21 protein-coding genes are annotated in these 21098 nt (G+C 63.8%); 11 read left to right on the forward strand and 10 right to left on the reverse strand.

The features are described from left to right. Positions 1–419: 419 nt before the first annotated feature. On the forward strand, positions 420–890 hold the full coding sequence (locus tag ABRP84_RS01085; protein ID WP_349852200.1) for a tRNA (cytidine(34)-2'-O)-methyltransferase: 471 nt from the start codon (positions 420–422) through the stop codon (positions 888–890). Here ABRP84_RS01085 and ABRP84_RS01090 read toward each other — a convergent pair. Continuing rightward, positions 874–2190, reverse strand: a complete 1317-nt coding sequence (locus tag ABRP84_RS01090) for a PH domain-containing protein (protein ID WP_349852202.1) — start codon at positions 2188–2190, stop codon at positions 874–876. The two genes, ABRP84_RS01085 and ABRP84_RS01090, sit on opposite strands and share 17 nt — an antisense overlap. Continuing rightward, a complete protein-coding gene (locus ABRP84_RS01095) occupies positions 2187–2648 on the reverse strand; it encodes a PH domain-containing protein (protein ID WP_349852204.1) in 462 nt (153 codons plus the stop codon). The genes ABRP84_RS01090 and ABRP84_RS01095 overlap by 4 nt, the downstream gene beginning before the upstream one ends. Positions 2649–2760: 112 nt before the next feature. On the opposite strand from ABRP84_RS01095, the gene ABRP84_RS01100 reads away from it, so the two are divergent. Genes ABRP84_RS01100 through ABRP84_RS01110 form a run of 3 tightly spaced genes read left to right on the forward strand, consistent with a single transcriptional unit; the run spans position 2761 to position 3832 of the window. After that, positions 2761–3309, forward strand: a complete 549-nt coding sequence (locus tag ABRP84_RS01100) for a hypothetical protein (protein ID WP_349852206.1) — start codon at positions 2761–2763, stop codon at positions 3307–3309. Further along, on the forward strand, positions 3293–3520 hold the full coding sequence (locus ABRP84_RS01105; protein ID WP_349852208.1) for a helix-turn-helix domain-containing protein: 228 nt from the start codon (positions 3293–3295) through the stop codon (positions 3518–3520). The genes ABRP84_RS01100 and ABRP84_RS01105 overlap by 17 nt, the downstream gene beginning before the upstream one ends. A 36-nt stretch (positions 3521–3556) precedes the next feature. Further along, positions 3557–3832 (forward strand): helix-turn-helix transcriptional regulator, encoded by a 276-nt coding sequence (locus ABRP84_RS01110; protein WP_349852210.1) that lies wholly within the window; start codon positions 3557–3559, stop codon positions 3830–3832. A gap of 93 nt (positions 3833–3925) precedes the next feature. On the opposite strand, the gene ABRP84_RS01115 is transcribed toward ABRP84_RS01110, so the two are convergent. After that, entirely contained in the window at positions 3926–7045 is a 3120-nt protein-coding gene (locus ABRP84_RS01115) for an error-prone DNA polymerase (RefSeq protein WP_349852212.1), read from the reverse strand. A gap of 136 nt (positions 7046–7181) precedes the next feature. Between ABRP84_RS01115 and ABRP84_RS01120 the strand changes: the two genes are divergently transcribed. The 3 genes from ABRP84_RS01120 (at position 7182) to ABRP84_RS01130 (ending at position 9832) form a co-directional block, all read left to right on the forward strand. Next, entirely contained in the window at positions 7182–8045 is an 864-nt protein-coding gene (locus tag ABRP84_RS01120; protein ID WP_023025307.1) for a MetQ/NlpA family ABC transporter substrate-binding protein, read from the forward strand. 72 nt (positions 8046–8117) lie between these two features. Beyond that, on the forward strand, positions 8118–9155 hold the full coding sequence (locus ABRP84_RS01125; protein ID WP_023025305.1) for a methionine ABC transporter ATP-binding protein: 1038 nt from the start codon (positions 8118–8120) through the stop codon (positions 9153–9155). Beyond that, the gene (locus ABRP84_RS01130; protein WP_005277229.1) at positions 9152–9832 is read left to right on the forward strand and encodes a methionine ABC transporter permease; all 681 of its coding nucleotides are present in this window, start codon (positions 9152–9154) and stop codon (positions 9830–9832) included. The genes ABRP84_RS01125 and ABRP84_RS01130 overlap by 4 nt, the downstream gene beginning before the upstream one ends. Here the strand turns inward: ABRP84_RS01130 and ABRP84_RS01135 are convergent. Then, entirely contained in the window at positions 9819–10691 is an 873-nt protein-coding gene (locus ABRP84_RS01135) for a ferredoxin family protein (protein WP_023025303.1), read from the reverse strand. The genes ABRP84_RS01130 and ABRP84_RS01135 overlap by 14 nt on opposite strands. A gap of 110 nt (positions 10692–10801) precedes the next feature. Between ABRP84_RS01135 and ABRP84_RS01140 the strand changes: the two genes are divergently transcribed. Beyond that, on the forward strand, positions 10802–11359 hold the full coding sequence (locus tag ABRP84_RS01140; protein WP_349852215.1) for an AMIN-like domain-containing (lipo)protein: 558 nt from the start codon (positions 10802–10804) through the stop codon (positions 11357–11359). Here the strand turns inward: ABRP84_RS01140 and ABRP84_RS01145 are convergent. Both ABRP84_RS01145 and imuA' read right to left on the reverse strand, forming a co-directional pair. Continuing rightward, a complete protein-coding gene (locus ABRP84_RS01145; RefSeq protein WP_349852216.1) occupies positions 11356–12888 on the reverse strand; it encodes a DNA polymerase Y family protein in 1533 nt (510 codons plus the stop codon). The genes ABRP84_RS01140 and ABRP84_RS01145 overlap by 4 nt on opposite strands. Beyond that, on the reverse strand, positions 12885–13547 hold the full coding sequence (gene imuA', locus ABRP84_RS01150) for a DnaE2-dependent mutagenesis accessory factor ImuA' (protein ID WP_034659640.1): 663 nt from the start codon (positions 13545–13547) through the stop codon (positions 12885–12887). The genes ABRP84_RS01145 and imuA' overlap by 4 nt, the downstream gene beginning before the upstream one ends. Before the next feature lie 64 nt (positions 13548–13611). Between imuA' and ABRP84_RS01155 the strand changes: the two genes are divergently transcribed. Further along, positions 13612–14031 carry a hypothetical protein gene (locus ABRP84_RS01155; RefSeq protein WP_023016789.1) on the forward strand — a complete coding sequence of 140 codons (420 nt, stop codon included), beginning with the start codon at positions 13612–13614 and terminating at the stop codon, positions 14029–14031. Between the two features lie 137 nt (positions 14032–14168). Next, complete coding sequence (locus tag ABRP84_RS01160) at positions 14169–15233, forward strand: HNH endonuclease signature motif containing protein (RefSeq protein WP_349852219.1); 1065 nt, start codon at positions 14169–14171, stop codon at positions 15231–15233. Between the two features lie 63 nt (positions 15234–15296). Here the strand turns inward: ABRP84_RS01160 and guaA are convergent, their stop codons facing one another. The 3 genes from guaA to guaB all read right to left on the reverse strand — a co-directional run bounded on the left by guaA (position 15297) and on the right by guaB (position 19766). Then, entirely contained in the window at positions 15297–16871 is a 1575-nt protein-coding gene (gene guaA / locus ABRP84_RS01165; protein WP_023025292.1) for a glutamine-hydrolyzing GMP synthase, read from the reverse strand. A gap of 215 nt (positions 16872–17086) precedes the next feature. After that, positions 17087–18238, reverse strand: coding sequence for a GuaB3 family IMP dehydrogenase-related protein (locus tag ABRP84_RS01170; RefSeq protein ID WP_023025290.1), 1152 nt, complete (start codon positions 18236–18238; stop codon positions 17087–17089). A gap of 7 nt (positions 18239–18245) precedes the next feature. Beyond that, positions 18246–19766 (reverse strand): IMP dehydrogenase, encoded by a 1521-nt coding sequence (gene guaB, locus ABRP84_RS01175; protein ID WP_023025288.1) that lies wholly within the window; start codon positions 19764–19766, stop codon positions 18246–18248. 120 nt (positions 19767–19886) lie between these two features. Between guaB and ABRP84_RS01180 the strand changes: the two genes are divergently transcribed. Further along, the gene (locus ABRP84_RS01180) at positions 19887–20258 is read left to right on the forward strand and encodes a DUF5319 domain-containing protein (RefSeq protein WP_349852222.1); all 372 of its coding nucleotides are present in this window, start codon (positions 19887–19889) and stop codon (positions 20256–20258) included. 19 nt (positions 20259–20277) lie between these two features. Here ABRP84_RS01180 and ABRP84_RS01185 read toward each other — a convergent pair whose 3' ends face one another. Then, entirely contained in the window at positions 20278–21036 is a 759-nt protein-coding gene (locus ABRP84_RS01185; protein ID WP_349852224.1) for a hypothetical protein, read from the reverse strand. Positions 21037–21098 lie beyond the last annotated feature (62 nt).

Consider the following 21098-nt stretch of genomic DNA (forward strand, 5'->3'; position numbering starts at 1 on the left):
CGCTTTGAGTGAACAGATGTAGGTAGAAAGGTTTCTTCGATGGGATTCGGCGGTGCTCTGCAAAGAACGAGCAAAGACGGCGGGCCGTGGGTACCACCGGCATGGTTCTCGTTTATTGTCCTACCGGCCATGGTCGTAGCAAGTTTCTATATCAGCCAAGTAACCGGCTGGCGCGGCGTAGCTTCACCCAACGAAGAAGGAGTCTCGTGGAGCGAGGTGAGCTCGGAAGGATTATTGGGCTATTCAGCGCTATTCCTTGCCTTCTATTACTTTCTGGTCCTGCCGTTTTTCCTTTGGCGTAGGTCCAGGTGGAACAAGCGCAATAATCGCGGGACCAACGAGTAAGAGAAATCGGTTTCTCAGGGCAGCGCGAGAGGTGCGACTCCTACCTCTTCCTTTTCACCGACTACCCTTAAACCATGACCAACCTGCACATCGTCTTCGACAACCCCGTAATCCCCACCAATACCGGCAACGCCATTCGGACTGCGGCGGTAACGGGCGCGTACCTGCACCTCATTGAGCCGCTGGGATTCAACTTCGACGACAAGCACCTCAAGCGGGCGGGGCTGGACTACCACGACCTGGCCGATATGACCATTCATCCCAACTTCCAGGCCTGCATGGATGCGCTGCCGGGCGCGCGGGTCTTCGCGTTTACCACGCATACGGATAAGTGGTTCACGGAAGTGGAATACCAAGACGGCGACGTGCTGCTCTTTGGCACGGAGCCGACCGGCCTGCCGGACGAGCACGTCAATCATCCGCGGATTACTGACCAAGTGCGCATTCCGATGGTCCCGGCTCGGCGCTCGATGAACCTCTCCAACTCCGCGTCCACGGCGGTCTTCGAGGCCTGGCGCCAGCTTGGTTTTAAGGGAGCGGTGTAAGTTCTGGCAGGTCGCGGGAGCGCAGGCGGTTGAGCAGCGCGTGGGCATCGGCAAGCGCGAGGTTGCGCGCCGCCATCTTCACGGGCCCCTGTACGAGGTCGAGCTCCACCGTGGCTAGGCCGAGCAGCTGGGAAATCGGGCCGCGGCGCAGGGTGAGTTCCTGGATATGGCGCAGATCGATGGCTTGGACGCGGCGGTTGAAGCGGCCGGCGCGTACGATGACGTAGTCGCCGGCCAGCGCGACGGTTTGCTGCCGGTAATCGATGGGCGAGACCCATTTGGCGCGCGCGGGCGAGGCGTAGGTCGGGGCGGCATCGGCGGGCAGGAATTGCCGGGCTTGCTCGCGCTTGCCGACGGGCACGATCCGCGTCGACCCCGATCCCTCGCCGCTGGCCGTGCCACCGTAGCCGGCGACCGACACGCGCGTTTCGTACCAGTCAAAGGGCCGCCACAAGAACGGCTGGGTGACCTGGACGGCGTGGATGCGCTCGAGGCGGATGTTTTGGCGGCGGCGATCGGCAAGGCCGTAGGTGATATTGAGTACGCCATCCTCAAGGCTGGCGGTATAGCGCCACGAGGAGTCAATCACGTTCCAGGCACGCGGGACGGTGGCCACAAGGATGGGCAGCGTGATGGTCAGGGACATCGGCGTGACCACGAGGAAGACGAGGGCCGCAAGCAGAACGATCGTGGACGCGTGCAAGGCGGCCGCGGCCAGGGAACGCGCGATGGGGATTTCGGGGATGAGGACGTTGTCCTCTTCTTCGGCCGACTGCTCCTCAGTCGGCCGTTCCTCAGCTGGCCGCTCCCGCGGCTTACCGTGGACGCGGGAGAGGATTTCGGCGCGCAGGGCCTCGGCATCGCGCTTTGTCAGGAAGGCGATTTCGATGGCGGACGACTGCCCTCCGGCCGTTTCCACGCGCACGGCCGCGAGCCGGAAGAGGCGGGCGATGACGGGCTCGACGACGTCTACCGCCTGCGTGCGGTCATAGCGCGCCGTGCGCTGCTGCTTCGAAATAACCCCGCGGCGCAAGGTGAGTTCCTCCTCGCCCAGCTGGTAGCCCATCTGGCGCCACCACACGCCGGAGACGAGCCAGACCACCGCGCACACTGCGATGAACCCGGCCAGCGCGAGGCCAATATCGCGCAGGTCTGACGCGCTGTGTTCGCCGGTAACGAAGGCAAAGATTCCGCGCAGCGCCTCCATATTGACGTTTAAGGCAAATGCTGCGATGACGGCCAGGATGACCGACCACAGCCGCAGCAGCGGGGTCAAGCGGTGGACGCGGTGGTACCTCATAGCCCGCTCATCCGCTCGCGGGCGTGGTGGGTGAGGCGGGTGCGGAGGGCATCGGCAAGCGGGGCGTCCAAACCCTTCACCGTGGCGTCCGTGTTTGCGGAGGCGGTGTGCAGCTGCAGCTCCTTGAGCCCGAAGGCGCGCTCGAGGGGGCCGGCGGTCACGTCCACGAACTGGATGCGGCCGTAGGGCACGACGGTGAAGGAATGCCACAGCTTGCCGCGGGTAATGAGCAGCTCATCGTCGGTTTCGCACCAGCCCATCCGGCGCACCTGGGCCGGGATGAGCCAGATCAGCCAGAAAAAGAGGACGGCGAAGAGGCCCGCTGCCCAGTAGAACCACGGGGTCCACCAGTACCCTGCCGCTGCGGCCGCCGCGGCGAAGATAACCGTCCAGCCCAGGTGGCGGATGTAGCGCACCTTAACCAAACGCGGCGAGACGGGGTTCATTTCTTCGCTCATAACTATTGACAGTAGCAATCGGGCTCGCACCCTTGCGCAACTTATCGTTAATCGATATTATCGAATTACGACAACATCGAAAGTCGATAAGGAATCGACGGAAAGGATTGTCATGACCACCCCACAGCCCACCTCTCAAGCTGAGCGACGCGAAATTAACGCTGCGGCCGCCCTCTGCCTGTTCACCATTGTCATCCTCGGCCCCACCTACCTGCGCGACCTTGTCACCGGGCACTTTTCCACCGCACTGAGTGCGGCCATCCCGGAAGGCCTAAGCAAGCACAACCTCGACGGCGGGCCATTCTGGATGCTCACTGCGGGGCTCGTCGTCAAGATTGCAGGAATCTTGATTATCGCGTTCTTCGCCTACCGTTTGGTCAAACCAATGCTTCGTGGACAGGTTTTCAATGCGAAAAATGTCCGCTTCCTTAATGGAATGACCCTTGGGATTTTCATCTGGTTTATCGGACGCTTCCCACTCGAAGGAATGGGCAATAACTGGGCGTCCTCGCAGCTCGAAATTGACTGGTGGGCCAACCAGAGCGGTTCCTCATTAGGCGAGCTTGCGCTGCCCTACCTTTTTGTCTGCACCCTCCAGCTCTTCTCAGTTGCCATCAAGCGCGGCAGCAAGCTCGAAGAGGAGGTTGAAGGCCTTGTCTGAGGAGCAAGAACCCCAGGTGATCTGCCACCTCGACCGGAAAATGGAGGAGCGCGGTATTACCGGAGCGGCGCTCGCGAAAGAGGTAGGTATCACGCCAGTTAACCTGTCCGTCCTGAAGAATAATCGCGCCAAGGCCGTGCGCTTTAACACCCTTGCGGCACTGTGTGCGGCGTTGGACTGCCAGCCGGGCGATATCTTCGGAGTAGAGTAGGAAAACCTTGTCAGAGTGTTGGGTTTATGCAGCACTTTGACTTATGCCCCAAAGAAAAAGCCCTCCGCACCCATCTATAACCGGGTCCGTGTGTTGCGCGCCGAGCGGGACATGTCGCGCGCGCAGCTGGCTGAGGCCATCGACGTCAACCCGCAGACCGTCGGCGCCCTCGAGCGCGGAGACCACTCCCCCAGCCTGGACCTAGCCTTCCGCATCTGCGAGGTCTTCGACCTCCCCGTGGAGGCTATCTTTTCCGCCAGGAATTTGCCCCCATGTCCGCTGAAATCTATAGGAAGAATTCCTAATGGCTAAAGCGCCTAGTCCTGGCCGGCGATATTTTTCTCGGCCTGGCCACCGCATTTGGGCTGCAATTCTTCGGTGCGGAGCAGGTCGCAGCGAAGGAAACTAGCGGAAATCGCGGGAGCCGCGGGAGAGGAAATCGCCAAAATCCAGCGGCTCAAGCTTGTCCGCGACCACGCTTACCACGCCGGTGGCATTTTGCACGATGCCGCGGATGATAAGCGCGCGGGCGGTGCGGGCGAGCACCTTCTGCCGGGACCACAACCCGGGCGAGACCATGACATTCATCAGGCCGGTTTCATCCTCCACGCCCAAAAAGGTCAGGCCGGAGGCGGTGCGCGGGCGCTGGCGGTGCGTAATGATGCCGGCGATGCGCACGCGGGTGCCATCGGGGACGTGGGGAAGGTGGGAGGAAGGCAGGACATCACCAAGCGCGGCCCTGACTAACTCCATAGGCTGCTTATCGTGGGTGACGCCGGTGGCGGCGACATCGGTAGCCATTAGCTCGAAGGCCGACATGCCGGGCAGGTGCGGCGAAGCGAGCGCGGAGGTGCCAGGCAACATGCCCTCGCGCTCGGTGGCGGCGACGCCAGCCTGCCAAAGCGCTTGGCGACGCTCCAACCCCAAGCACTCCAGCGCCCCCGCCGTGGCCAGCGCCTCCACCTGCTCCACGCTGAGATCCGCCCGGCGCGACAGATCGGAGACGCTGCTAAAGGGCGCGGCGGCCTCCACGCGCTCGGCGGCCTTATCCCCCAGCCCCTTGATGAGGTTGAGGCCCAACCGGATCTCGCCGGTGGGCAGCGCCCTGGCCTGCGCGCCGGAATCGTTGATGCTCACTGGCAGCACGCGCACGCCGTGGCGCCGGGCGTCCTGAATGAGCGACTGCGGCGAATAAAAGCCCATGGGCTGCGCGCGCAGCAAGCCCACGCAGAACTCCGCCGGGTAGTGGTGCTTGAACCACGCGGAAAAATACACCAGCGAGGCGAAGGACTGCGAGTGCGATTCCGGGAAACCGTAGGCGGCAAAGGCGGTGATCTTGGCCCAGAGCTTTTCCGCGACCTCGCCGTCGATGCCGTTGGTGGCGCGCAGGCCCTCGAAAAAGCGGCTGCGCAGCGCGGCCATCTTGGCGGGTGAGCGCTTCGAGCCCATGGCGCGGCGCAGGTCATCGGCTTCGGCGCCGGTAAAACCGGCGGCATCCACCGCAATCTGCATCAGCTGCTCTTGGAAAAGCGGGATGCCCAGGGTCTTGCCCAGCGATTTCTCCAGCACCGGGTGGTCATAGGTCACGGGCTCGAGGCCATCGCGCCGGCGCAGGTAGGGGTGCACGGAACCGCCTTGGATGGGGCCGGGGCGGATGAGCGCGACCTCCACCACGAGGTCGAAGAAGCAGTGCGGTTTGAGCCGCGGCAGCGTGGCCAGCTGCGCGCGGGACTCCACCTGGAAGACGCCGACGGCATCGGCGCGGCAGAGCATGTCATAGACCGCGGGCTCGGCCAGGTCGAGCTCCCACAGGCGCACCTCGCGGCCGGTGGTGGCGCGCACGGCATCGATCATGTGGTGCAGCGCCTCCAGCATGCCGAGGCCCAGCAGGTCGAATTTCACCAGCCCGGCGGCGGCGCAATCGTCCTTATCCCACTGCAGCACGGAGCGGTTGTCCATGCGGGCCCATTCCATCGGCACCACGTCCGCGATTGGCCGGTCGCATAAAACCATGCCGCCGGAGTGGATGCCGAGGTGGCGCGGCTGGTCGAGGAATTGCTCGGCGAGTAAGGTGACATCGGCAGGCGCCTCGGCTATGCCTTTCGACCACGCATCGGCCGAACCCTGCGGGTAACCCAGCGCGCGGGCGGCGTCGCGGGTAGCCCCCTTGCGGCGGTAGGTGATGACGTTGGCCACTTGTGCTGCGCGGTCGCGACCGTGGGTGCGATAGACGTACTGGATGACCTCCTCGCGCCGTCCAGATTCGATGTCGATGTCGATATCGGGCGGGCCATCGCGATCCGGCGACAGGAAGCGCTCGAAGAGCAGCTGCGCGGAAATGGGCTCGGCGTTGGTAATGCCCAGCGCGAAACAGACGGCGGAATTGGCCGCCGAGCCGCGCCCCTGGCACAGGATATTTTCCTGGCGGCAAAAATCCACCAGGTCGCAGACGATGAGGAAGTAGCCTGGAAAGCCCAGCTGCTTGATGATGCCCAGCTCGTGCCGCATCTGCTTTTTCGCCTTAGCCTGTATTTCGGGCGGGCGCGAGGCGTAGCGCTTTTTACCGCGCCGCCACACCTCGTGTTCGAGCCAGCTCATCTCGGTATGCCCCTCCGGGACGACAAAGTCCGGCAGGTTGGGAGCAAGGGCACCCCAGGTGAAGGAGCACTCGCGGGCAAGGCGGACGGTTTCGGCGATAAGCTCGGGCCGGCCGGGAAGCAACTGGGCCATCTGCTCGCCGGAGCGCATCCAGCCTGCGCCCATCGGGTGGGCATCCGGTGCGGCTTCTTCTAAAGATTGGCGGTGCGCCAAGGCGCGTTTAGCGGCGGCGAGCCGTACCTGGTCGCGCGTTGCTGCCGCAGGTCGAGCGGTTGCGATGGCGCGGAGATTATTGTACTTATCCAGGAAACCGTGGTGATCCGCATCTTCGGGAGACATTGTGCACGCATATTCGAGAACTATGCTGTCTATTTTTATTCTTTCGAGAACGTGATCGATTTTTTGTATAGCCTCCCACCCCAGCAGGAAAAAGCACTCTTCTTCCAACTCGCGCGCCACGACATCTAGGGGCGGGTACGCGACACTCCCCTTCTCCCCGGCGTCCATCCGCGCGCGGGCGATAAGGCGCGAGAGGCGGCGATAGCCTTCCGGCGTGCGCGCCAGCACGGTCACTGGGGACTCCGCGAGGGAAAGCTCCGCGCCATACATGGCCGGAAGACCCGCCTTAGCTGCGGCCTCCGCGAATTTCATCAGGCCATAGAAGCCATCCCTATCCACGACGGCTAGCCCCTCGAGGCCAAGCTCTAGGGCGCGGGCGACTAGCTCTTCCGGCTCGGCGGCGCCGTCGAGAAAACTATAAGAACTTACCGCATGTAGCTCCGCAAAGGGCACGGCGGAGCGCCCGCGCTGGACGGGGTCATCGCCGCTGCCAAGGTGATGCACGGCAACGGGCGCGGCAGTGTCCTTGCCGGATAGTATCCTTTCTAAACGCGACCACGGCAGCGCCTTTCCACCATTAATTTTCACCCTTCACAGGGTAGTGTCGAATTAGTGTTCTACACAACCCGGCGTGATGAGACGTGTTCAATAGACAAAGCGGTTCGCTTATTGCTAGATTGCTAAACGGTCAATTTATTTAAACTCCTACATGTAAGGGGACCTCATGCAGATTCGTCGCGCAGCGGCCGCTACCGCCGCCGTTACCGTCGCCGCCACCAGCCTCGTGGCCTGCTCCTCCGACGCAGATGATGACAAGACCATCGCCGTTGGCACCACCGATGATGCAAAGCAGGCCTGGGTTGCCTTTGAGCAAGAAGCCAAGGACGCCGGCTACGACATCGACATCAAGTCCTTCTCGGATTACAACACCCCGAACCAGGCCCTGAACCAGGGCGAGCTGGATACCAATAACTTCCAGCACCTGAAGTTCCTGGCCGAGTACAACCACGGCAACGGCACCAACCTGGTGCCCATCGTCGCCACCGAAATCGTGCCGCTGGCGCTGTTCTGGAAGGGCCACGACTCCCTCGACGGCATCGAGGGCGAAGAAGTTGCCATTCCGAATGACTCCACCAACCAGGGCCGCGCCATCAACGTGCTGGTCCAGGCAGGCCTTATCACCTTGAAGAAGGACGGGCTTATCACCCCGACCCCGCTGGACATCGATGAGAAGAAGTCCAAGGTCAAGGTCGTGCCGGTCGATGCAGCCCAAACCCCATCCGCGCACGGCGAGGGCACCCCGGCGATTATCAATAACTCCTTCCTGGAGCGCGCCGGCATCGACCCGGCCACCGCCGTCTTCCAGGATGACCCGAACTCCGAAGAGGCAGAGCCTTATATCAACGTCTTCGCCGTTCGCGAGGAAGACGCCGATAACGAGGACATCAAGAAGCTCGCCGAGCTCTGGCACTCCGATGCGGTACAAAAGGGCGTCGACGAGGACTCCGCAGGCACCTCCGTCGAGGTCGAGCGCACCCCAGAAGAACTCCAGGAAATCCTGGACAAGCTCGAAGCAGATTTGGACTAATCACCCTTGCCTTCTACCCCGCCGGTTTTCACCCCGGCGGGGTTTGGCACTTCCCCGCTAAGGACGCAACCCGTGGCAGATTCCACCCAGAACGGCACTCGCATCGAGTTCCGCAATATCACCAAGGTCTTCCAGCAGAAAAAGGCCGAGGTCAAAGCTCTTGACGATGTCTCCTTAACCGTCGATTCCGGCGAAATTATCGGCATCATCGGCTACTCCGGCGCCGGCAAATCCACCCTGGTCCGCATGATCAACGGCCTGGACACGCCCACCTCCGGCGAATTGCTGCTCGATGGCCAAAATATCGTCGGCATGTCCGAAAAGAAGCTGCGCGGCATCCGCCGCAATATCGGCATGATCTTCCAGCAGTTTAACCTCATGAACTCCCGCACTGCGGCGGGCAATATTGAATACCCGCTGCAGCTGCAGGGCATCGGCAAGCGCGAGCGCCAACAGCGCGTGCAGGAGCTGCTGGATTTTGTTGGCCTGGGAGATAAGGGAAAAAGCTACCCGGAGCAGCTTTCCGGCGGCCAAAAGCAGCGCGTGGGCATCGCGCGCGCCTTGGCCACGAATCCGTCGCTGCTGCTTGCCGACGAAGCCACGTCCGCCCTCGACCCCACCACCACGCAGGAAGTCCTTGACTTGCTGCGCCGGGTAAATAAGGAGCTCGGCATCACCATCGTGGTCATCACCCACGAAATGGAGGTCGTGCGCTCCATCGCGGATAAGGTTGCGGTGATGGAAAATGGCCACGTTGTGGAACAAGGCAGCGTCTACCAGGTCTTTTCCAATCCCCAGACCGCCGTGGCCGCCAAATTCGTCGCCACCTCGCTGCGCAATGAGCCCGACGTGGTGGAAACCGATGACCTGCTCGCCCACGAAGGCCGCCTGTTTACCATCAACCTGACCGAGGAATCGGGCTTTTTCGGCGCCGCGGCCAAGCTGAAGGATGCGGGCGTATCCATCGCCGTCGTCCACGGCGGCATTACTACCTTGCAGCAGCACTCCTTTGGCAAGCTCACCGTGCGCTTGAGCGGCGACGATGCCGCCATCGAAGAGTTCTACCGCGCCCTATCTGCCACCACTCAAATTGAGGAGATTGAACGATGAACGTCAACTATCTCGCCGCCGCCGACTGGGACCGCTTGGGCGGATCGCTTGTCGATGCCATCGTCGACACCCTCATCATGGTCTCGACCACCCTCGTCGTCGCCGGCATTCTGGGCCTGGGGCTCGGCATCTTGCTCTACACCGCCCGCCCGGGCGGCATCCTGCAGAATAAGGCCGTCTACCTGGTGGTCAACCTGCTGGTGAACTTCGTTCGCCCCATCCCGTTTATTATTTTGCTGGCGTTCGCGCAGCCGCTCACCGTCGCCGTGATGGGCGGGTCCATCGGCCGCGAGCCGGCCACCTTCGTGATGGTCATCGCCGCCACGTTCTCCGTGGCGCGCGTGGTGGAACAAAACCTCGTGGCCATCGATCCAGGCGTTATCGAGGCCGCCCGCGCCATGGGTGCATCGCCGTGGAAGATCATTACCTCCGTGATCATCCCGGAGGCCCTCGGCCCGCTGATTCTGGGCTATACCTTCCTGTTTATCGCCATCGTGGATATGTCCGCCATGGCCGGCTACGTCGGCGGCGGCGGACTGGGTGACTTCGCCATCGTCTACGGCTACCGCGCCTTCGAATGGGAAGTTACCGTCGTGGCCACGCTTATTATCATCGTGCTGGTGCAGGCCGCGCAGTTCTTTGGCAACTGGCTCTCCTCCAAGGTTATGCGCCGCTAATAAGCTCCACACCCGTGGCCACAAGCGCCTTGCCGGTCTTGGGCGCGTCGCCGCAGGAAGAGACCACTCCTTCCACGGCGCGCTGCTCGAGTGCCACGCTCCACCGCCGGCCATCGGCATGCGTGACCACCGTGCCCTGCTTCGCGTCTTCTGCGTGGAGCTGGCCGTAGTAGAGATCCTCGGAGGCATCGATAAGCTCGCGCGCTACTGCCAACTCCGCCACCTGGCCGCGCGGGCCGAAGATGCCGCGCCCGCGATTGACCGGGTAGAAATACTTTCCTTCCGCCGCCGCCGCAATCATCTGCGCGGCGGCTTCCTTATTCATCCGGCCAAAGGAATACCCCCAGGGCATGAGCATGACCGAGGGCGCGAAGCGGTGCCCCTTCGTGTGCGAGGTCTCCCACACCAAATCCGGGTAATCCTCCACCAGCTCCGCGGCGAGCGGCCGGCCCTTCACGGCGCAGCACTTATCGCGCTTAGCATGGGTGCACACCAAAACCAGCGGCGTATCGAGGATTCCTCCCCCATTGCGGCCCGGCGCGGTGAGATCCAAATCCAGGATCTTTTCCGGGCCGGTCAAAAGGACCAATTCCATCACGCCCTGCTCGGCCCACACCAGGTAGCACCGGTGCATGGTGCCGATTTGGCGGCCATCGCGGCCGGGGCGGCGAATCAATTGCAGCCCGGCCTGACCCTTGAGCTTTTCCTTCAGCTCGGCCGTGAGCTCCGGGCCAAAAGTATCGCCATCAAGCACATCGCGCGACCAGCCGCCGGGCCACTCAAAGAGGACAAACACGGACTCTTTTTTCGCCGTGCCGGGCAGCGGTTCCACCTGGTAATCTGAACAGAAATCGGTCATGTACCCTAGCCTAACCTGTCTGCAACTCAGCTCACATATTTGGCAACAATTCGGTCAAGATCTGCCCCCAACGCTAGGCAGTAATTACTAGAAATTATACTCTAGTGGTCATGTATAAAGCCCGCCTCTCACTCCTGCTTGCCGCCGCAGCCTTCCTCACCGGCTGCAGCACCGAATCAGCGGATGACACCACCATGGCGGCCTCTGTGGGAAACTCGCACATCAACCCTCTGGGTGAGGCGGATATGAGCATGAAAACGCTGCGCCCTGAGGCCCCCTCAGAACTCGTGGTGACCAAGGTGCGCGTGGGCCAGCACGATGGTTTCGAGCGCGCCGTTTTCGAGCTCGAGGGCGAGGGTTCCCCAGGATGGTTCGTGGATTACGCCGATAATCCCAAGCAGCAAGGCTCTGGCCAACCCATTAACTACGCCGGCGATACCGCGCTCAATGTCAATATCGACGGCGTGGTCTATCCGTTTGAGGCCGGCATCGACGAGCCGCGCATCGGCGTCGTCGACGCCCCCGCCGGTGGCGTTATTACCCAAGTGGTCAACGACCGCACCTATGAGGGCCGCAGCCAGTTTGTCATCGGCATGAACCAGCGCAAGCCTTATTCCGTACAGGTGCTAGAAAATCCCACGCGCCTCGTGGTAGATATTCGCTCCTAATACGTCGCCTCCACGCGCCAGCGCCCCTCTGACCACACCAAGAGCCAGGCGCGCTGGCGTTGCCCCCGCTCAGCTTGACCCACAATTTGTAGCCGCGCCGCGTGCTGTGGCTTTTCGGTCCACCACTGCGTATCCACCGGCCACGGGCCAGCCCAGCCAATGACGCGGTAGCGGTGCGCGCCCCACCCGAGCGCCACGGGCACAGAGGATAGGAGGGCCTCAGCGGTGACGATGACGTCCCGCGCGGCGGCATCGATAAGCCGAATGCGCGCGGCCGGATGGTTCGGCCCGCCGCCTAGGCGCGCGGGAAGCGGCGCGGGGATCCTACCTGGCCAGCTGCCTTGTGGCGTGGCATCGCGCTGCTCCCCGTAGGGAACGTACTCGATGCGCTCGGCCACCCCACGGCCACCGGCGGCCCGCGGCTGCAAGACGCGATCTATGCCCAGCTGCGATTGCACGCGCGAAATTACCCGCTTGACCTGTTCCTGTGAGGCATCCCCGCCCCAGAGGCCATCGGCCTGCGGCCTAGCCACCTCCACCGGTTCGAGCACCAGCCGCACGATCGCGGCGCCGTCCTTGCCGCTCGACCGCGCCGCCGTAAGCCACCCATCCAGCTGCCAGCGCACCCGGTCCGCGGTCGCCTGCTCCGTGAGCGCCTCGTGCGTGCGCCATACCCGGGCCACAGTTTCACCAGTGGCCAGCTCCGCCACCACGCGCAGGCGCATGCACACCACTTCCGCCTCCGCCAACCGCACGTGCAGCTGCGCGGCCAATTGCCGGGCCACGAATGCCGCCGCATCCACGCGCTCGATGGATTGCTCGCTGCTCACGGACAGTTCGGGCCGCGCCATTTCCGGGGACACGCGCTGGTCCGCCCGCGCGTGCGCCACCTCGTGCGCGCGCTTGCCCTGCTGCCCAAACCGGGTAACCATCTGCTTAAACGGCAGCGCCGCCACATCACCCAGCCGGCGCACGCCCAATTTCTGCAGCTGGGCCACAAATTCCGCAGAAAACCCCAACGCAGCCTCCGCGGCTAAGACGCCCACGGGCTGGGCGGCCAAGAAATCCCGCGACTCGCCCTCCGGCACCACCGCGCCTACCCCGCGATGTCGGGCCGCGATGATGGCCGTGGCAATCTCGTCTGCCACGCCGAGGGTGGAATCAAAACCGACGTGCGCGGTGGCATCGGCAAGCATCTCCAGCGCCTCCGGCCCGTGGTAGCGCAGCGCCGCCCCCGCGTCCACGATGGCCAGGCCGGGCCGCAGCACCTCCACGGACGAGGCCACGGCGTCCAAGCCCGCCGCAATCTCCGCGAAGGCCGCGCCGTCCCTATCCGGGTTCGCCTCCACCACCTTTACCTCAGGGCAAATCGCCTGGGCCTGGCGCAGGCGCATCCCACGCCGAATGCCCGCCCGGCGCGCCGCGCTATCGCACACCAGCACCGCATGATTGCGCGCGATCAGCACCGGCCCCGCCTGCCCAACCGCCTGGATGGGCCAATCCGGAAACCACACCGCGGCCACCCTCATACGGCCTCCAACCTGCGGGCTTCGCCCATGGTGAGGCTCCCGCGCGCGGTGCCCTTTTTCGAGTCCACCGCAAGATCGATATCCACGCCGCGGATGCGCCCGCTGCCCTTGCCGATGCCCCGATACGTACTCACCTCCGCCCCAATGCGCACCGCGGTGCCCGGCAGCCGCGCGCCCACGGTCAGCACCGCGGCCTGCCCGCCGCGGATCTTCGCCCACACCGGCCGCGCCTTCGCCGGGCTCAGCTCGCCGGGCGGGCCATGGTGGATGATAAGGTCCATCCCCTCTGCCAGCACGCTGGTTACCGCCCATGACTCCAGGCCCGGATCGGGGACGGTGACCACGTTATTGAGACTCCCCATTTCGGCAACTTGTGCGAGAGAAAGATCCGGCCACCCTACTATCCCCACATGGCCCCCGCGGGCCGTAAGATGGCAGATAAGCTCCACCACGAGCGCGGGACACTCCGCGCACGAGACCACCTTCCGCCGGGCGAGCCCACCTGCGGGAAGTAGCCGCGCCAGGTGGGGAACGGTATCTACCAGCTCGTCTTCATCTTCCTGCTCCATCGCCTGCATGCGGGCGCGCAGCACCGCAACGCGGTCGGACCTCCCCAGCCCCGCTACCGCTTTTTCTAGGCGAACGTTCGTTTGACTCACCCACACAGTATGAACCCTCGACCGGACACATGCAACTGTATGTTCGAATGGTAGTCTTAAGCGCATGAACCTGAACGAGGCCTACGGTGCTATGCGCGAGAATCCAACCCCCATCCCCACCCCGCCGTGGGTGCGCCTCGGATCCTCCATCCTGCTCGGTGCCACCGTCGCGCTGCTGACCACCCGCACCCATTTCTTCGCCACCCTATCTGGGGCCGCGGTCTGCCTCGTGGCGGCATTCGTCTTGGTCTTTGCCCACCCCTACCGCCGCGAGATGCGCTCCTATGCCGACCGGCACGATGCCGACCTCATCCCCACCATCGCGCAGCTAGTACCGCTGATGATTCTATGGCTTCTCATCATGCTCGCGCCCATCCTGGGCCTGCCCGCGTGGGGCTCGGCGCTGGTGTGGGTTGCGGTCTCAGGTATAAGTTTTATCGCCTTCCCCCACGTGGATGGCACGCGCCGGCTGGCCTTTGTCTAATCCATGCGACACTGCGGGGACTTATCCACAGGAATTCCCCTGGTTTTCGCGCTGCGGATCCGGGTTATCCACAGCTTGCGCACTTGCGGTTGCCCTAGCGATTGAGCGCGGGCTAACACCGCCCTAGCGTAGGCGGCATGAACGCACTCGAGACCTACCTCACCGCCCTCGCGCCCGGCATGGATATCATCGCCGCGTGCCGCGGTCTCTCTGGGTCTGAGCTCATGGAGCGCGGCGCGCCCGATACAATCGCCGCCGACCTGCTCCTTTTGTGCGACAGCTACTACGGCCGCACCGCCTTTAGCCGGATGCAGCGCCGCGCCATTGCCGATGCCCGCACCAACGCCCACCCCATTGCCCTCCTCGCCGGCATCGAGCGCGTGGTCAACCGCGCGCCCAGCAAAAAGCAGGCGTGGGAGCTGCGCGCGGAATGCTGTGCGATGTCCGCGGAGATGAGCGCCATTATCAAACACGCCCGGCGCCGGGTGCGCGAGATGAAAAAGTCCACGGTCAGCCCCGGCGTGCGCACCTACCGGCGCCCCAATGACTACTGGACGCTCGCCATTACTGGTACCTCCCGCTTCATTGCGGATCTGCAGGGCGCGATTACCGCCGCCGATAAAAAGCCGCTGCAGGCGGTGGAAGATATCTTCTTCGGCGCCGGTAGCGCCGCGCGCTCCACAGTGGTCACCAACGCCATCGTGCCGCTGGAGAAATTCATTCGCATCCGCGACGGCCACGGCGACGACGTGCAGCTCGATCTCACCAATGGTGCGACCATGTCCGGTACCGAGTACCTGCGCCGCGTGCTTAACGATGCCGGCTATTCCGCCCCCGGCCCCAGCGGCAACGGTGGCGGCAGCGGCGAAACGGGCTATGTCACCCTCGTGCATCCGGTAGAAGGGCCGGTCAACCTCTACCGCACGGCGCGCGTGGCCACCGATAAGCAGAGGATGATGGCGGCCGCGGAAAATCCGCGCTGCGCCTGGCCCGGATGCAATCAGCCGGCCGATTTATCCCAGATCCACCACCTCACCGCCTGGAGCCGCGGTGGGGAGACCAATATGAACAACCTCGTCGTGTGCTGTGCTTACCACAACGGCATCAACGACGACGATCCCAATGCCCCGCCCCGGCGCGGGCGGCTAGAAAGGGTGGGCGGTCGCATCGTCTGGCGGCCACCGGTGACACCCCGCAACTAGCCGCAGGTATGCGTAGAAGGCGCTCAAGTACTGAGCGCCTTCTACGCATGCCGTTTTGTGGGTTTACTCCCACTCGATGGTTCCCGGTGGCTTGGAGGTGCAATCCAAGACCACGCGGTTGACGTCTTTAACCTCGTTGGTGATGCGGGTGGAGATCTTCTCTAGCACGTCATAGGGCAAGCGGGTCCAGTCCGCGGTCATGGCGTCCTCGGAAGATACCGGGCGCAGCACAATGGGGTGGCCGTAGGTGCGGCCATCGCCTTGGACACCGACGGAGCGGACATCGGCAAGCAGCACGACCGGGCACTGCCAAATCTGCTCGTCTAAGCCGGCGTTGGTCAGCTCGGTGCGGGCAATCAGATCCGCCTGGCGCAGGGTCTCGAGGCGATCCTCGGTGACCTCACCAATGATGCGGATGCCCAGGCCTGGTCCTGGGAAGGGCTGGCGGCCGACGATCTCTTCCGGCAGGCCCAACTCGCGGCCCACCGCGCGCACCTCGTCCTTAAAGAGCAGGCGCAGCGGCTCCACGAGCTCGAACTCGACGTCATCCGGCAGGCCGCCGACGTTGTGGTGCGACTTAATATTGGCGGTGCCGTCGCCGCCGCCGGATTCGACGACGTCCGGGTACAAGGTGCCTTGGACGAGGTAGTCGACGGTGGAGCCGGCGGGGGCATCGGCAAGCACGCCGGCCACGGCGCGCTCGAAGGAGCGGATGAACTCCGCGCCGATGGCCTTGCGCTTTTCCTCTGGGTCGCTAACGCCCGCCAGCTTCTTGAGGAAGGCCGAACGCTCGTCGGCGGTAACCAGCTTGGCGCCGGTCGAGGCCACGAAGTCAGTTTCAACCTGCTCGCGCTCGCCCGCGCGCAGCAGGCCGTGGTCGACGAAGACACAGGTCAGGCGATCACCGATGGCGCGCTGCACCAAGGCCGCAGCCACGGCAGAGTCCACGCCGCCAGACAGGCCACAAATAGCGCGGCCTTCCTCGCCTACTTGGGCGCGGATATCCGCGATGAGCTGCTCGGCGATATTATCGGCGGTCCAGTTCTGCTCCAGACCGGCGATCTCCGTGAGGAAGCGGGTGAGCACTTCTTGGCCGTGTGGCGAGTGCAACACCTCGGGGTGGTACTGCACGCCGGCCATCTGCTTGGCCGGGCACTCCATCGCGGCGACTGGGGCGCCGGCGGAGGTTGCGGTTACGTCGAAGCCCTCGGGGGCGGCGGAGACGGCGTCGCCGTGGGACATCCATACCTTGTGCGTGGGCTCGAGGCCCTCGTGCAGGATGCCGCCCTTGACGTCGATATCGGTGCGGCCATATTCACGCTCACCGGTAGACGATACGGTACCGCCGAGGATGTGGTTCATGGCCTGGAAGCCGTAGCAAATGCCGAAGACCGGAACGCCAAGCTCTAGCAGCTCAGGTTTGAGCGCTGGGGCGCCGTCGGCATAGACGGACGACGGGCCGCCGGACAAAATGAGCGCGGCGGGGTCCTTGGCTTTGATTTCCTCGATGGAGGCGGAGTTGGAAACAACCTCGGAGTAGATTTTGGCCTCGCGCACGCGGCGGGCAATGAGCTGCGCGTACTGAGCGCCAAAGTCCACGACGAGGACTGGGCGCGGGGTAGTATTTGGCTTAGTCACGCCCCATAGTCTAACCCATAGGCCCCGCGGCCCAGGAAGCGCTTGCCCATGTGGGGCATTGCGGCGGCTTTCGCACCGTGGGGCGCTGGCTGCACAAGTGACTCGGGCCATGCAAGGGGGCGCGGGAGTAAGCTGCGAGGGGCGCAGCAATTCGGGGGAGCGCCAGCGCGGCGCGGGCCCGCACGATGCGAGGCGCGCCGCACGCAGCGCGCTACTTAATAGCGAACCGCGAGCTCGACCTTCTGGAACGACTTCAGGTCGGTGTACCCACACTTTGCGAGGGCACGCCGCAGCGCACCCACGAGGTTGGTGCGGCCGAATGGTTCGCTGGATGGGCCGTGCAGCACGGTTTCCAGGCTCGGCGCAGCCGCGGGTGCGGCGTCGCCTGCGGCAAGAAAATCCACATCGAGGTCGGTATCGACGCCGGCGAACTGCGCGTATCCGCGCGGGAACCGCGGATGGCCTGCGGTAGCCGGCCAGTACCATCCCCTACCGCCTGCCTCTCGGGCCTGGGCAAGAAGGGGGCCGAGCGCGACGCTATCGGCACCGCAGGCAAAGGCCTTGGCGATGGTCCCGGAGTTGTCGAATTCCGCATCCGCAATGATGTGCACGTAGCGGCCTTCGGTCTCGTCGAGGTAGTCGCGGCGGGCGGCGGCGGCATCGGCAATGGCGGTGGCCATAGCGGTATCGATGCCGACGGTTTCCGCGTTGGTCGTCACGCCCGCGCCCACGATGACGCCGGCCGCCCCGGTGCGCATCAGGTGCAGCGCCGTGGTGTAGTCGGCCACGCCACCGGCGATGACGGGCACTTCGAGCGAGCCGATAAATTCCTTCAGGTTAAGAGGCTCGCCGCCGGTGGCGACGTGCTCCGCGGACACCAGCGTGCCCTGGATGAACAGTAACTCGGCCCCAGCGGCGATAGCCTTGGGCGCCATCTCGCGGGCGTTTTGGGGCGAAACGCGCACGGCGACGGTCACACCGGACTCGCGCACTTGGGCAATGCGGGAGGCAAGGAGGGCATCGTCAAGCGGGGCGGCGTGCAATTCCTGAATGGTGGAATTATCGCCCGGCTGGGAATAGATGCGCGCCAAGGCACCCTCAAGGTCCTCGTGGCGGCCCCACAACCCTTCGGCGTTGATGACGCCGAGCCCGCCCTGCTTGCCCATCTCGATGACGAACTCGGGCGTGGCGAGCGCATCGGTGGGGTGCGAAACGAAGGGGGTATCGAAGGTATAGGCATCGATATTCCAGGTGGTATCCACGTCCTTGGACGAGCGCGTGCGGCGCTGGGGAACGATGGAGACCTGGTCTAAATCAAAGGTGCGGCGGGCCTCGCGGCCGATGCCGATTTCGGCGTATTCACGCATGTTTGTCCTAGCGGTAGTTCGGGGCTTCGGCGATTTGCTGCAGGTGGTGCGGGTGGGATTCCTTCAGGCCCGCGGCGGTGATCTGGACAAATCGCTTGGTCTTGAGCTCATCTAGGGTGGCCGAGCCGGTGTAGCCCATGGCCGCGCGCAGGCCGCCGATGATTTGGTGCACGATGGCATCGATCTCGCCGCGGAAGGGCACGCGCCCCTCCACGCCTTCTGGCACCAGCTTGTCCTCGCTGCGTACGTCGGCCTGGAAGTAGCGGTCCTTGGAGTAGGAGCGCTTTTCGCCGGAAAGCCCGCGACCCTGCATGGCGCCCATGGAGCCCATGCCGCGGTAGCGCTTGTACTGCTTGCCCTGGTACACCACGATGTCACCGGGCGCCTCGGTGGTGCCGGCGAACATAGAGCCCAGCATGACGGTATCGGCACCGGCGGCCAGCGCCTTGGCGATGTCACCGGAGTACTGCATGCCGCCATCGCCGATGACCGGCACGCCCGCGGGAGCGGCGACGGCTGCGGCTTCCATCAGCGCGGTGATCTGCGGCGCACCAACGCCGGCGACGACGCGGGTGGTGCAGATGGAGCCCGGGCCGATGCCGACCTTGATGGCATCCGCGCCGGCGTCGATCATCGCCTGGGCTGCCTCACGGGTGGCGAGGTTACCGCCAATGACATCGACCTTGTCGCCGAAGTCCTTCTTTACGCGGGAAACCATCTCGAGCACGCGGTTATTGTGGGCGTGGGCGGAGTCGACGACGAGGGCGTCCACGCCGGCATCGACAAGCGCAGCGGCGCGCTGATAGGAATCCTCACCGGTACCAATGCCTGCGGCAACCAGCAGGCGGCCGGCAGCATCCTTGGAGGCGTTGGGGTACTGCTCGGATTTTACGAAGTCCTTGACGGTGATAAGGCCAATGAGCTTGTTATCGGCATCAACAATCGGCAGCTTTTCTACCTTATTGGCTGACAGCAGCTCCAAGGCCTCTTCCTTGGACACGCCCTCGCGCGCGACGACGAGCGGCATCGGGGTCATGACATCGCTGACCTTGCGGTCAAAGTCCGGCTCAAAACGCATATCGCGGTTGGTGCAAATGCCCAGCAAGGTGCCATCCCCATCCACGACCGGCAGGCCGGAAATGCGGAAGCGGGCGCACAGGGCGTCGACCTCGCCAATAGTCATCTCGGGGCGGGCGGTGACCGGGTCCGTGACCATGCCGGACTCGGAGCGCTTGACGATTTCTACCTGCTCGGCCTGCGCTTCCGCAGACAGGTTGCGGTGCAGCACGCCAATGCCGCCCTGGCGCGCCATGGCGATGGCCATGCGGGCCTCGGTCACGGTATCCATCGCCGCGGATGCCAGCGGCACGCCCAGGCGAATATTGCGGGTAAATTGCGCGCCGGTATCGACCTCGGAGGGCACGATATTGGACTCGGCGGGCAAAAGAAGCACGTCATCAAAGGTCAAGCCGCGCAGGGCTACCTTGTTCGGGTCATCTCCACCAGTGTGAATAGGGTAATCGCTCATCGAGGTATCTCCTTAAACAGGTTCAGCGGCTACCCCAACTGTAGTGCGTGCCCGGCCAATGACACCATTCAGGCTAGGGGTTAATTGCCTTAAGCGGGCAAGTTCAATAGGCTCGCAGGCGTGAACTTCTTCGCCAATATGCCCCGCGATCCTTTTGCAGACGATCCGAACGACCCTGCCTCCTTCCTGGAGGAGGACGAGCAGGTCATGCCGCTTTCCGATGAAGACCGCGTCGCCCTCATCCACGATCTCGCCCTGGTAGAGAAATTCGCAAGTGTGCTCGGCCCGCGCGGGATCGATGGCATCTTCTTCCTGTGTGAAGACTGCCAGGAAAACCACTTCTACGAGTGGGATATTATGGCCGCCAATATGCGCGCCACGCTGGCAGGCGAGCTCGCCCCAGTGCACGAGCCTGGAGCAGAACCCGACCCGCGCCGCTACGTGCCGTGGGACTACGCGCTGGGCTACTTGGACGGCCTCGAGGGTCGCTAGGGTTGTAGCACTGCCCTCGCTACTCGGCGCCCGCCCCCAACTGAATGGTTGTGGTGGGTGCTTCTTCGGGCTCGCGCGTCTCCGGCTGCGGATTCGCTGGCGCCTGCTCCGTTACCACCACGGTTGAGGTCTCGTACTGCGTTTTCGTAACGGTTTGTGGCGCTGGTTCAGGCTTGTCCTGCGGCTTTTGGCCCGGCGCGGTCTCGGTGGCGGTTTCCGTCACGGTTTTCGTCTTCGGGCGGGCAGGACGCTTCTTTTCGGCTTCCTCCTTGGCGGCGATGGCATTTTCTTCTTTGTCTTCAGCCTCTTCGAGCTTGGAACGGGCTTCTTTCATAAGCTCGCGCGCACCTTCGAAATCTCCCTCTGCCGCGCGGGATTCCATCTCATCTAAGGTGCCGGCCAACTCCACATTGCGGGTCTCATCCGGCCTATCAAATACGCCAGAATTAACCATGACCCCGCCCGCACCGGCGAGGATGACTGTGGCGGCGGCCGCGCCGATAAGTCCATGCATCACGGGGCGATTACGTCGGCGAGACCGCGCCTTATCGAGGCTGATGACTTCCGATTCTTCCTCTGCCCCGTCCACGCGCGGGGCTGGCGGCATCTGCTTATCGATGTCCCCCTTCAGCCCCAACAGCAGCCCGGCGAGCTCATCGCTGCCGTTGGAGGGATCTTTGCCCTGCGACAGCTCGGTGAGGAATGCATCATCATCCACCAAGGGCTGGAGCTGCTCCGTCAGGTCATCGTTATTCTTTTTAGAATGCTTGGAGGCCATGATGGTTTCTGTCCCTCCTTCCTTTCTTAAGGTTTACGCGTGTCTCTAGAGCGGGGGTTGTG

It is taken from the genome of Corynebacterium sp. KPL2861, from assembly GCF_040225475.1.
Lineage (GTDB): Bacteria > Actinomycetota > Actinomycetes > Mycobacteriales > Mycobacteriaceae > Corynebacterium.